The sequence below is a fragment of the Streptomyces sp. NPDC107765 genome (genome assembly GCF_055657085.1).
In genome coordinates this window covers 246,097-258,968 of the sequence record NZ_JBVKBL010000006.1, presented here as the reverse complement: position 1 = coordinate 258,968, position 12,872 = coordinate 246,097, and the positions used below count along the sequence as shown (strand labels likewise).

At 74.4% G+C, this 12,872-nt stretch carries 8 protein-coding genes; all 8 read left to right on the top strand.

Annotated features, from left to right (window positions below):
* Nucleotides 1-203 precede the first annotated feature (203 nt).
* On the top strand, nt 204-467 hold the full coding sequence (locus tag ACZ7MX_RS17520) for a phosphopantetheine-binding protein (protein WP_472132970.1): 264 nt from the start codon (nt 204-206) through the stop codon (nt 465-467).
* Nucleotide 468: 1 nt separating this feature from the next.
* Nucleotides 469-3,570 carry a non-ribosomal peptide synthetase gene (locus ACZ7MX_RS17515; protein ID WP_472132968.1) on the top strand — a complete coding sequence of 1,034 codons (3,102 nt, stop codon included), beginning with the start codon at nt 469-471 and terminating at the stop codon, nt 3,568-3,570.
* 70 nt (nt 3,571-3,640) lie between these two features.
* Nucleotides 3,641-6,640, top strand: a complete 3,000-nt coding sequence (locus ACZ7MX_RS17510) for a type I polyketide synthase (RefSeq protein WP_472132966.1) — start codon at nt 3,641-3,643, stop codon at nt 6,638-6,640.
* Nucleotides 6,637-7,764 (top strand): MupA/Atu3671 family FMN-dependent luciferase-like monooxygenase, encoded by a 1,128-nt coding sequence (locus ACZ7MX_RS17505; protein ID WP_472132964.1) that lies wholly within the window; start codon nt 6,637-6,639, stop codon nt 7,762-7,764. The genes ACZ7MX_RS17510 and ACZ7MX_RS17505 overlap by 4 nt, the downstream gene beginning before the upstream one ends.
* Nucleotides 7,761-9,536, top strand: coding sequence for a condensation domain-containing protein (locus ACZ7MX_RS17500; protein ID WP_472132962.1), 1,776 nt, complete (start codon nt 7,761-7,763; stop codon nt 9,534-9,536). Before ACZ7MX_RS17505 ends, ACZ7MX_RS17500 begins: the two co-directional genes overlap by 4 nt.
* The gene (locus tag ACZ7MX_RS17495; protein ID WP_472132960.1) at nt 9,533-10,837 is read left to right on the top strand and encodes an MFS transporter; all 1,305 of its coding nucleotides are present in this window, start codon (nt 9,533-9,535) and stop codon (nt 10,835-10,837) included. The genes ACZ7MX_RS17500 and ACZ7MX_RS17495 overlap by 4 nt, the downstream gene beginning before the upstream one ends.
* On the top strand, nt 10,830-12,125 hold the full coding sequence (locus ACZ7MX_RS17490; RefSeq protein WP_472132958.1) for a condensation domain-containing protein: 1,296 nt from the start codon (nt 10,830-10,832) through the stop codon (nt 12,123-12,125). Before ACZ7MX_RS17495 ends, ACZ7MX_RS17490 begins: the two co-directional genes overlap by 8 nt.
* The gene (locus tag ACZ7MX_RS17485; RefSeq protein WP_472132956.1) at nt 12,122-12,808 is read left to right on the top strand and encodes a thioesterase II family protein; all 687 of its coding nucleotides are present in this window, start codon (nt 12,122-12,124) and stop codon (nt 12,806-12,808) included. Before ACZ7MX_RS17490 ends, ACZ7MX_RS17485 begins: the two co-directional genes overlap by 4 nt.
* Nucleotides 12,809-12,872: the final 64 nt, after the last annotated feature.

The window sequence follows — 12,872 nt, the reverse complement described above, 5'->3', positions numbered from 1 at the left end:
ATGCCGGAGAGGGCATTGTGATCTAGCTCACATTGATCAACTTCCGGGTGGCGCTGTAGCGTCAACCAAACCGTTGAGGCGGGTAATTGAGCCCTGCGGCCGTGAAAACTGGATGGAGTCGACCACCCCCAGTGACACGCCCCGTGCACACAACGTGGCGCAGAAGCGGGGAATTCGGACTCATAGAATTCGGGGGCTGTTCCATGGAATTCAATGCTGACCCCTCCCTGCCCTCCTCCGAGAATTCGGCTGAAGTGGCGGAGAATCTCTGGAGGGAAATCCTCGGGGCTGGTGCTGATCCCACTAAAGGATTCCTGGAGAACGGCGGGGACTCTTTCCGCGCGGTCCTGCTGACCAGCCGGCTCTACGAGCTGACCGGCCGCGAGGTCGAGTACCTCGACGTCCTGGAGGCCGACGGCGCCGGTGCCCTCGCCCGCCTGCTCGCGGCCGACGGCGCGGGGAGCTGACATGCGCTGCGCACTGGCCCCGAACCAGGTCGACCTCTACACCGCCGACCAGGCCGCCGACGATCCCTCGACCTATCTGGTCAACTGCGTCTACCGGATCACCGGGCCGGCCGACGGGCCGCTGCTCGCCGAGCGCTTCGCGCGCCTGGCCGAGACCTACCCGGTGCTCGCCTCCCGCGTGGTGGAGGACGACGGGACGTGGTTCCTGGAGACCGCGCCCAACCCGCCGCAACTGCACTCCGTGCGCGTCGCGGACGCGCCGGACAGCGCCGCGGCCCGCCTGCGGGTGCGCGAGGAGCTGACCCGGCCCCTGGACCTCGCCAAGGGCCCGCTGTGCCGCGCCGTGCTGCTCCGGTACGCGCCGGACGCCGCCGACCTCGTCCTCGTCGCCCACCACCTCGTGGTCGACGGCCGGTCCATGGAACTGCTCGCCCGCGGCCTCCTGACGGACCGGCCCACCGAACCCGCCACCCCCTACGCCGACTGGGCGGCCGCGGCCCACGGCCGGCTGCCCCGGCGGGCCGGCCGGGCGGCCGAGATCCGGGCCGAGCTGGCCGCCGCCGATGTCGTCCCGTCCCTGGAGTGGGCGGGCGCCGCCGGCGACGCAACCGGCTCCGGCGACGCGCACTCCACCGGCGGCGGCGTCGCCGAAGCGCTCCTCCCCGCCGGACTGCACCAAAGCCTCCGCGACCTCGGCACCGAACTGGGGATCACCCCCTACTCGGCCGTCCTCGCCGCGGCCGCCCTCGTCCTCGGCCGCAACTCCGGAGCCGCGCGCCCGGTCATCGGCACCACCGTCTCGCGGCGTTCACCGGCACACGCCGACACCGTCGGGTACTTCAACAACACCGCTCCCGTTCCGGTCCTCCTCGACGGACAGGCCACCGTGGCGGACTTCCTGCGGGAGGTGCACCAGCGCGGCGTGCAGGCCTACCGCGACGCCGACCTGCCGCTGTCCTCCGTACTGCCGGGGACCGGCCTCACCGCGCCCCAGCTGGTGGTGTCGGCCATCGACACCCTGCCCGAACTGCGCGAAGGCGACCGGCACGCCGTCCCGCACGAGGACCAGGGCCTGGGCACCGCCCACTTCCCGCTGACCCTCGGCCTCTACCAGGAGCACGGGCGCACGGACGGGATCCGGATGCTCCTGCGCCACCAGCGGGCACTGGTCACCGACGCGGCCGCCGCCCTCTTCTTCCGCCAACTGACGGCCGTACTCACCCACTTCACCGCCCGGCCCGGTGGACGCCTGGACGAGGTGGACACCCTCCCGGCCGAGGAACTCACGGCCCTGCTCGCCACCGGACGGGGCACCCGGCTCGGCGAACCACCGGTGGCGCTGACCGAACTGTTCGCGCGCCAGGTGCGCGAGGCCGCCGGGCGCACCGCCGTGGTCTGCCGGGAAGAACAGGCCAGTTACCGCGAACTCGACGCCATGTCACGGCGGTTGGCGACCGTACTGGTCGAGTCGGGGGTCCGACCCGGCGACCGGGTCGGGGTCTGCCTGGACCGGGGCATCGGGCAGGTCGCCGCCGTGCTCGCGGTACTCCGGGCGGGCGCCGCCTACGTCCCCCTCGACCCCGACTACCCGCCGCAGCGGCTCGCCTTCGTCATCGAGGACACCGGACTACGGACCGCCATCACCGAGGGCGACCTGCTCGCGGACGTCCCCGGCCTGCGCCGGGTCGCGCCGGACGCCGCACCCGAGGACCCGACGCAGGCCCTGCCGGCCGTGGACCCGGAAGCCACCGCGTACCTGATCCACACCTCCGGCTCGACCGGCCGCCCGAAGGGGGTGCGGGTCAGTCACCGCAATGTGGCCGCCCTGCTCGCCGCGACCCGCGAGGAGTACGCACCGGGCCCCGACGACGTCTGGTCGTACTTCCACTCGCTGGCCTTCGACTTCTCCGTCTGGGAGATCTGGGGGTGCCTGCTCACCGGCGGCCGGCTGGTCGTCGTCCCCTACGACGTCTCCCGTGACGCGGAGGCGTTCCACGGACTGCTGCTCCGCGAGGGTGTGACGGTCCTCAACCAGACCCCTTCGGCGTTCGCCCAGTTGGTGAACACCGAGGCGTTCCGCGACGGCGGCCTCGCGGTGCGTCTGGTCATCTTCGGCGGCGAGGCGCTCGACCGGGGTGTCCTGGTGCCGTGGTTCGCCCGCTATCCCGCGGACGTCTGCCGGCCCGTCAACATGTACGGGATCACCGAGACCACGGTCTTCTGCACCTGGCACCCCGTCGACCCCGCCGAGGCGCTGCGCGGCAGCCGCTCGATCGGCCGGCCGATACCCGGCTGGGACCTGTACGTCCTCGACGACCGGGGGCGCCCGGCGGCTCCCGGTGTGCCCGGTGAGATCTGGGTCGGCGGCGCCGGGGTCACCCAGGGCTACCTCGACCGTCCGGAACTGAACGCCGAACGCTTCACCGACGACCATCTGACGGGAACGCCCGGCGCCCGCCTCTACCGCAGCGGCGACCTCGGCCGGTTCCTGCCCGACGGGCAGCTCGAGTACCTCGGCCGGCGCGACGACCAGGTCAAGATCCGCGGGCACCGCATCGAGCTCGGCGAGATCCGGCACGCCCTCCTGGAGGACGACCGGGTCCGGGCGGCCGCCTCCCTGGTCCGGGCCCCCGACGGGCCGGCGACCGCGCGGATCGACGCGTATGTGGTCACCGACACCGACAACGACACCGACGCGCCCGGGACCCTGGCCGACATCCGGCACCGGCTCGCCGAGCGGCTGCCCGGCCACCTGCTGCCCGCCACCCTGACCGCGGTGCCCGAACTGCCCCTCACCGCCAACGGGAAGCTCGACACCGCACGGCTCCCCGACCCGCGGCCCGCGGAGCGTGCCGCGGCGCCCGAGCCCGACGGGCTCTCGGGTCCCGAGACCGCCATGGCCGCCCTCTGGCAGCGGGTCCTGGAGGTGCCCGTCGCCCCCGACGACAACTTCTTCGACCTCGGCGGCACATCCGTGCAAGCGGTGCTGCTGGCCACCGCCCTGCGCGCGGAGAACTACCCCGCGATCCGCCTGCGGGACATCTTCCGCAACTCCACCCCCCGCCGGCTGGCGGCCGCGCTCGCCCCGCGGACGGACGCATGAGGCCGCCGCTGCCGGCCCCGCCGGCCGGACCGCACCCGAGCAGCTCGTACGCAATGGAAGGAGAACCGGCATGACGGAGCTGGACAATGCCGTGGCCGTGGTGGGGCTGTCCCTGCGGGCCCCCGGCGCATCGGACCCGGAGACCTTCCTCTCCCGACTCGCCGGGGGTGAGGTCGCGCTGCCGGCGGCCCGGGGCGAACGGGCCGGGAACGGCAGACTGCTCAGCGGGCAGATCGACCGGTTCGCCGAGTTCGACGCCGAGCTGTTCGGCATGGCCCCCGCCCACGCGGCGCTGACGGACCCCCAGCACCGGGTGATCGCCGAACTGGTCTGGGAGGCCATGGAGGACGCCTGCCTCGACACCACGCGCGCCGGCAACCGGGTCGGCGTCTTCCTCGGCGGCGGCCCCGACATCTACCTGCACCGCAACGTCCTGCCGGACGAGCGGACCGTGCGGGCCCACGGCACCGAACAGATCATGCTCGGCAACTCCCGTGACTTCCTCGCCACCGCGCTCTCCTACCGGCTCGGCTTCACCGGCCCGAGCATGACCGTGCAGACGGCCTGCTCCACCTCCCTGGTCGCCGTCCATCAGGCGGTGCGCAGTCTGCTCACCTACGAATGCGATGTGGCGATCGCGGGCGGGATCACCGTCTTCCCGGTCGAACGGCCCGAGCACGACGGGCCCGAGGGCGGCATCTACGCGCCCGACGGCCGCTGCCGCAGCTTCACCGTGGGCAGCCGGGGCACGGTCCCGTCGAGCGGCGCGGGCATCGTGGTGCTGCGCCGGTCGGCCGAGCTCGCCGACGGACCCGGCCGGGCCCGTGCGCACATCATCGGCAGCGCGGTCAACAACGACGGCGCCGACCGCATGGGCATGACCGCGCCCAGCCCGCGGGGCCAGGCCGAGGTGCTCCGCGAGGCCCTGGAGGTCTCCGGGCTCTCCCCCGCGGACATCGGCTACATCGAGGCGCACGGCACCGGGACCGTCCTCGGCGACCAGGTCGAACTGGCGGCGCTGGCCGAGGTCTACGGCACCGGCACCGCCGCCCCGCGCTGCGCCATCGGCACGGTGAAACCGAACATCGGCCACACCGACAGCGCGGCCGGGGTCCTCGGCCTGATCAAAACGGTGCTGGCACTCCAGCACGACCTGCTGCTGCCGGTCGCCTCCCAGCCGGGCGACGGCCCGGACGCGGAGCTCGGCGCGGACCGGTTCTTCCTGCCGCGGGCGGCCGCGACCTGGAGCGCCGAGGTCCCGCGCCGGGCCGCGGTCAGCTCCTTCGGCTTCGGCGGCACCAACGCCCATGTGATCCTCGCCCCGGCCGACCCGGTCCCGGAACCCGCGCCCGCCCAGGACGTCCGGCCGCCGGTCGCCGTGCTCTCCGCCGCGACCCCGCAGGCCCTGCGCGACAAGGCCGCGGACCTGGCCGCCTGGCTCGACGGCCCCGGCGCACGGGCCGCCCTCCCCGGCGTGCTCGGCACGCTGTGGCACGGCCGGCGGCAACTCGCCCACCGGGCCGCCGTCGCCCTGCCCACCGACCCGGCCGCCGCCCGCGAGCGGCTGCGGGAGTGGCTGCTGGAGACCGCGAAGCGGGCCGACACACCACCGGCCGTGGCGGACGCCCCGGTCGCTGTGCTGCTGCCCGGCCAGGGCATCCGCCTGACCGGTACCGCCGCGTCGGCCGCCGACGACCCCCGTTTCGGCGCGGACCTCGACCGGTTGTCCGCCGCCGTGCTGCGGGCCGGCGGTCCCGATCTGCGCGGGTTCGAGACGTGGGCGGCCGACGATGCGCGGCTGCTGGACACCGCGGTGGTGCAGCCGCTGCTCTTCGTGGTCGGTCTGGCACACCTGTGGCGGCTGGAACGCCGGGGCGTGCGGCCGGCGACGCTGCTCGGCCACAGCGTCGGCGAGCTGACCGCGGCCGCGTACGCCGGGGTGTTCGGCGTCGAGGACGCGGCGGCGGCCGTCGTACGGCGCGGGGAGCTGATGAGCCGGGCCCCGGCCGGGGCGATGCTCGCCGTCCCGCTGGACGAGGAGGCCGCCCGCGACCTCGCCGCCGGGCTGCCCGCCGACGTCTGCGGGGTCAACGGCCCCGGGACGACGGTGCTCGGCGGCGACCCGGACACGGTCACCGAGCTGGAGCGGCGCTGCGCCGCACGCGGGCTCACCGCCCGCCGGCTGGAGACCGCGCACGCCTTCCACTCCCGCGCGATGGAGGAGGCCGCCGCCCGGTTCGGGGAGTTCCTCGCCACCGTGCCGCTGTCGGCGCCCCGGCTGACCGTCATCTCCAACCGCACCGGCGCGGAGCTGAGCGCCGAGGAGGCCACCGACCCCGCCTACTGGGCAGGGCAGTTGCGCGGCACCGTACGGCTGGCCGACGGTGTCCGGACGCTGCTGGCCGGCCGCCCCGCCGCGGTCGTCGGCATCCACGGCGGCCGGGCGCTGACCAACCCCGTACGGCAGACCGCCCGCCTGCTGGGCCTTGCGCACCCACCGGGCATCATCGAGCTGCTCGGGCACTCCGGTGCGGACGAGTCGCAGGCGCACCAGGACGCGCTGGCGCGTCTCTGGGCGGCCGGCTGCCCGGTGGACTTCGACGTGCCCCTGGTCACCTCCCCCGTTCCGCTGCCGCGTTACCCGTTCGCGCACACCCGGCACTGGATCGAGGCGACCCCGGGGGCACTGCCCCACGAACGGCCCGCCGCGCCCGCCGCAGCCCTCCGCGAGCCGGCACCGCCGCAGGAACCGTCGACCCCGGCGACGGCGGAGGACACCGCAGCGGCCGGCAGCGATCTCGCCACCACGATCACCGCCATCTGGCAGGAGGCGTTCGGCGGCGAACCGCTCGGCCCGTCGGACAACTTCTTCACCCTCGGCGGAACGTCGCTGCAGGCCGCGCAGCTGCTCACGGTGGTCAACGACACGCTGCTGCTCGGCGTCGCGCTCGGCGACCTCTACGAGCACTCCGACCTCGGCTCCTTCATCCGCCGCGCCGAGGAGCTCGCCGCCGACCGGGACGACGCCGAACTCCTGCGGCTGCTCGACGAGATCGAAGGTGTGCAGTGAGCGACCTCTCCGAACGGCTGGCGGCCCTGACGCCGGAACAGCGCCGCGTCCTCGGCCAGGAGATGCGGCGCCGGGCCCGTACCGGCACCCCGCCCGCGGACGGGGCGGCCGGCGGCGCGCCCGCCCGGCAGAGCCTGTACTTCTTCGCCAGCGCGGACACGGTCTCGGCGCGCGACTACTACCGCTTCGTCCTCGACGCGGCGGAGCAGGCGGACGCGGCCGGGCTGCACGCCGTGTGGCTGCCGGAACGGCACTTCGTGGACTTCGGCGGGCACTCGCCGAACCCGTCGGTGCTGGCCGCCGCGGTCGCCGTGCGCACCGAGCGGCTGCGGATCCGGGCCGGCAGTGTGGCCGCGCCGCTGCACCATCCGGCCCGGATCGCCGAGGACTGGGCGGTGGTCGACAACCTGTCGGACGGCCGGGCCGGTATCTCGTTCGCCAGCGGCTGGCACCCCGACGACTTCGTGCTGGCCCGTACGGACTACGCCGGGCGGCGCGCGGACACGCTGCGGATCATCGAGCAGGTGCGGGCGCACTGGCGTGGTGAGGCGCTCCCCCACCCCACCACGGCGGGCGGCACGGCCGAGGTCCGCACCGGGCCCCGCCCGGTGCAGCCGGAGCTCCCGGTCTGGCTGACCTCGGCCGGCCACGGCGAGACCTTCGAAGCCGCCGGGCGGGCCGGCTGCGGCGTGATGACCGCGCTGCTCGGCCAGACGCTGCCGGTGCTGCGGGAGAACATCGCCCGCTACCGGGCGGCCTGGCGGCAGGCCGGGCATGCGGGAGAAGGTGACGTGGTGGTCATGGTGCACGCCTACGTCAGCGAACGGCCCGATCTGGAGGACTACCTGCGCCCCGCGATGCACGGCTATCTGCGCGCCTACCGCAGTCAGACTACCGCACCGGGCGAGGACGAGAAGGTGCTGCTGGAGAGCGCCTACCTCAACTTCCTGCAGGGCCCCTCGCTGCTGGGCTCACCGGGCAAGGCCGCGGAGGTGCTCGGTCTGCTGGCTACCGCGGGCGCCGACGAGGTGGGCTTCCTGGTGGACTTCGGGCTGCCCACCGGGGACGTACTGGCCGCGCTGCCCGCCCTGTTCGGCTGCCTCCCCGCGGAGCGTGCCCGATGAGCGGGGCGGAGTCGGCGCTCGCGGCCCGGCTCGCCGGACTGGCTCCCGAGAAGCGCGCCGCCCTCCTGGCCAAGCTGTCGCAGCAGCGCTCCGGCAAGCGCCCGCTGCGGCCCCGGCCCGGGCCGCGCGACACCTTCCCGGTCGGCATGGACCAGGAACGGCTGTGGATCCTCGACCAGCTCTATCCCGGCACCACCACCTACACCCTGGGGTTCGGGCTGCGCTTCCTCGGGGAGTTCGACCGGCGGGCCTTCACCGAGGCGGTGGCCGTCGTGGTGGGCCGGCACGAGCTGCTGCGCTCGGCCATCGAGACGGAGGGCACCCGGCCGGTGCTGCGGCTGCACCCGGACCGCGGCGCCGACCTGACCTTCACCGACCAGTCGGCCGGGCCGGACGGTGAACGGGAGCGGCGCCGGGCGGAGTTCATCCGGGAGCAGGTCCGGCGTCCGTTCGACCTCGCCCGCGACCCGGTGCTGCGGATCGGGGTGGCCGACCTCGGCGGCGACGACCACCAGATCGTGCAGACCATGCCGCACTCCTTCACCGACCAGTGGTCCTACGTGCGGCTCAACAGCGAGCTGCTGGAGGTCTACCGGGCGGTCCGGGAGGGCCGCGAGCCCCAACTCCCCGATCTCCCGGTGCAGTTCGGTGACTATGCGCACTGGCAGCGGGAGTACTTCGACAGCGAGCACGGCGAACGCCACCGGGCGTTCTGGCGCAGCTACCTGGCGGACCTCCCGGACCGGCCGCTGCTGCCGTACGACCACTCCCCCGAGACCGAGGACCGCGCCGGGCGGCAGTACAACTTCGTCCTGGACAAGGGGATCGCCGCGGCCTTCATCGCCCGCGCCAAGCAGGCCCGCAGCACGGTCGCCAACGCGATGGCCGCCGTCTACGCGGCGCTGCTGTACGAGGAGAGCGGCGAGCGGGACGTCCTCCTCGGGGTGCCCAGCGTGACCCGCGGCGAGCCGGCCGTCCAGGACCTGGTGGGCTTCCTGCTCACCAACGTGCCACTGCGGATCCGGCTGCCCGAGAATCCGACCCCGCACGATTTCATGGCCGCCACCCAGGCCGCCGGTGCCGCCGTCGCGGAACACCACGAGACGCCGTTCGGCGAGATCGTACGGGCGGTCGCCCCCGAGCGGTCGGTGCACAGCTATCCGCTGCTGCGCACCATGCTCGTCCATCTCGACCTCGCCGAGACGGTGTCCTACTCGGTGCCCGGCGCCACCGTCTACGCCAACGCGGTGCCCGAGGGGATCTCCTCGATGGACGCGACGGTCGCCTGGTGGCATCTGGGCGACCTGGTCTACGGGCGGTTCGAGTACCGGACCGCGCTCTTCGAGCCGGAGACCATCGACCGGCTCGCGCGGCGGCTGCTGCAGCTGGTCGAGGTCTTCGCCACCTCGCCCGACACCCCGCTCGCCAGCCCGGCCGGGCGCGCCGCCGAGCTGGTGGCCGCGGCGTGGTGCGAGGCACTGGACCTGCCCGCCGCGGACCCGCAGGACGCGTTCGCCGACCGTGGTGGCACGCCGCTGCTGGCCGTGCGGCTCGCCCGGCTGCTCACGGCGCGGGGCTTCACCGCAGGCCCCCGGGACATCACCGAGCACACCACCCTCTCCGCACTCACCGAGCTGCTGCGGCAACGCGGCAACCCGCTGGTGCCGGCCGGCATCGCGGACTCCGAGGTCCCGGGTCGGGCCGGGGTCTCGGAGGAGTACCTGGAGCAGCTCTTCGCCAGCACCCGCCGTGCGGAACAGGAGATTCGATGACCTCGCCCCCCGGGCCCGGCACCGCGGTGCCGGAACGCCGACCGCTGGTGGTTCTGCTGCTGGCCCACTACCTGTCGTCGTTCGGCAATGCGGTGACGGTGGTGACCATCCCGCTGTACGTGCTCGGCGTCACCGGCAGTTCCGTCTCGACCGGCCTGGCGGGTTTCGCCAACACGCTGCCGCTGATCTTCGCGGGCGCGGTCGGCGGGGTCTGGATCGACCGCATCGGCGGCAAGCGGATGAGCGTGCTCTGCGATCTGCTCGCGGGCACCGTCATCGGGCTGATCCCGCTGCTCAACGACACGGTGGGGCTCGCCCTGCCGGTGCTGATGGGTCTGCTGTTCGTCCGCAGTCTGGGCTCGACACCGACCGGTGCGGCCCGGCAGAGCCTGCTCAAGGGGCTCGCCGACCGCGGCGGGGTGCGGCTGGAGAGCGCCAACTCCTGGATGCAGGGCGCCCCGCGGCTCGGTCTGCTGGTCGGGGCCCCGCTCGGCGGTCTGCTCGCGGCCGTGTCCGGCCCGGTGATCGGCATGTACGTGGACTCCGCGACCTTCCTGCTCTCCGCGCTGCTGGTCGGGGTCGCCGTGCCGGGCGGGCCGGTGGCTCCGGCCGCCGAGCGGCAGGGCTTCGTCCGGCAGCTCACCGAGGGCCTCCGGCTGGTCAAGCAGCTGCCGGTGATCGGCGCGATGACCTCGTTCGTGTTCGTCACCAACTTCCTCGACGACGCCTTCACGCCGGTCATCCTGCCGGTCTACTCGGACCAGGTGCTGGGCGGTGGTCAGTACCTCGGCTGGCTGGTGGCCGCCTCCGGCTGCGGTGCGGTGGCCGGCACGTTCCTCTACGGCCCCGCCAGCAAGCGGCTGCTGACCAGCCGCCGTTGGACGCTGCTGGGCTGCTTCCTGGTCATCGGGGGGCTGCGGCTGGCCCTCGGCGGGCAGCCGGGCGCGGTGCTGTCCATCGCGATCTCGTTCCTGCTGGGGCTGGCCGCCGGACCGCTCAACCCGGTGCTGTCGACGGTGATGCTCAACAAGGTGCCGCAGGCCCTGTTCGGCCGGGTCTTCGCGCTGACCTCGGCCGTCGCGATGAGTGCCGCGCCGGTCGGCATCCTGGTGGCCGGCTGGGCGATCCACGGCATCGGGCTGCGCTGGACCCTGCTGGCCTTCGGCGCGACCTACGTGGTGCTGGTCCTGGTCTCGCTGCGGAACCGTGCGCTGCGGGAGATGGACAACCTGACCCCGCCGGACGGCACCGGCGACGGTGACGGCGCGGCGGGCGCGGACAAGGAGCTGGCCCGTGACTGAGCGCACGGCGGTGCGGGTGCAGCCGGCCTCCGCGCTGGAGCGGCAGTTCTGGCTCGGGGAGCAGATCGCCCCGGCGAGCCCCGCCAACTGGGTGCTCGCCGAGGTCCGTGCCGACGGCCCGGTGGAGCCGTCCGCGCTCGACGCGGCGCTGTCCGCCGTGGCCCGCCGCCACGAGTCACTGCGCACCGCCTTCGTCATCGAGCGGGGACAGGTGGTGCGGACCGTCCTCGCGGAGCCGGTCGCCGAGCCCCCGCTGCGCCTGCCCGCGGGCACCGGGTTCGCGGACGCGGCGGCCGCGCTGCTCGGTGCGGACACCTTCGACATCGCCGCGGGCCGGGTCCACCGCGCCGCGGTCGCCCCCGACGACGAGGGCGCCACGGTCTTCCTCGCCGTCCATCACATCGCCTTCGACGGCCTCTCCCAGGAGGTCTTCGCCACCGATCTGGCCCGCGCGTACGGCCTGGCCGCCGAGGGACGGGCGCCCGAACTGCCGGTGCGGGAGCGGCCGGCGCCCGTGGAGCCCGCTGCCGCGGAGCGCACCGCACTCGCCGCGCACTGGCGGACCGTGCTCGCGGGCGCGGCCGACCTGCCGGTGCCGGACGACGGGCCGGCGCCGGGCCAGCGGGCCCTGGCCCGGGCCGGTCTCGCCGAGCGGCGGACCAGCTGTCCGCCCGCCGTCTGGCAGGCGGTATGCGCCGAGGCCCGGCGCCGCGCCTGCTCGCCGTTCGTGGTGCTGCTGGCCGCGTACGGCCGGGCGCTGGCCGGGCTCACCGGGGGTGCGGACTTCTGCGTGGGCACTCCGGTGGTCGCCCGCTCCGCCGGGCAGCCGGACGAACTCGGCTGCCTGATCAACACCGTGCCGGTCCGGATGCCGGAGCTGTCCGCGCCCGGAGCGGTCGAACGGGTCTGGGCCTCGGTCCGGGAGACCATCCTGGGCTCCGCGCTGCCCTGCGACGAGATCGTGCGGGCCGCCCGCACCGTCGTGGGCCGCCGGATGCCGGTGTTCCAGGCGGTGTTCGCCTTCGAGAGCTGGCGCCGGGTCGAGCACCCGGCGGGTCCGGTGCGGATGCACACCGTCCCCGTCCCGCCGGTGGGCGCGGTCGCCGAGGTCCAGCTGCAGGTGTGCGAGCTGCCCGACGGGACGCTGAAATGTGTGGTCCAGGCGCCGACGACCGGTGCCTGGGCGCACCGCCTGACCGACCTCACGGACGCGTTCCGTACCCAACTCGGCCTGCTGGCCCCCGTATCCGTCCCACCGCACTCCCTCGTACCGGAAGGTCCCGCATGACGACCACGCTGATGTGCCTGCCCTACGCCGGGGCGGGAGCCGGTGTCTACCGTCCCTGGCGGCGCCGGGAGTCCGAGGTGCTGCGCGCGGTGCCCGTGCAGGTGCCGGGCCGGGAGGAGGAGTTCAACCGGCCGTTCTACCGGACGATGGCACAGGCCGCGGCCGGCACCGCCGAGCGTTTCCGGGCGGCGGCCGGCAAGGAGCCGTTCGTCGTCTTCGGGCACAGCTTCGGCGCGATCCTGGCGTACGAGGCCGTCCAGCACCTGGTCGCGACCGGGGGCCCGCTCCCGGACCACCTCGTCGTGAGCGGTTCGACCAGCCCGCGCCACCGCCAGGCCGAGCGGCTCGACCCCGACGACGAGGTGGCGGCCGCCCAGGCCGCCGCCATCGCGGGCCGCGAGATCGAGATCTTCGCCGACCCCATGGCCCGCTCGCTGCTCCTCCCGGCGATGCGCGCCGACGTGGACCTGCTGGCCGACTACACGCCCGGGACGCTCACCCCGCTGCCGTTGCCGCTCACCGCCCTCCGCGGGGACGCCGACCATCTGGCGCCCGCCGACGAGTGGCTGGACTGGTCGGCGTTCACCTCGGCCGCCTTCCGGACGGCGGAGTTCCCCGGCGGCCACATGTATCTGACGGACCACTGGGACGAGGTGTGGCGGACGATCGAGGAGCTGCTGTGAGCACCGCCGCGCCCCTCCCGCCCCCGCCCTGCCCCTTGGCACACCGGCCGACGAACAGGACCCT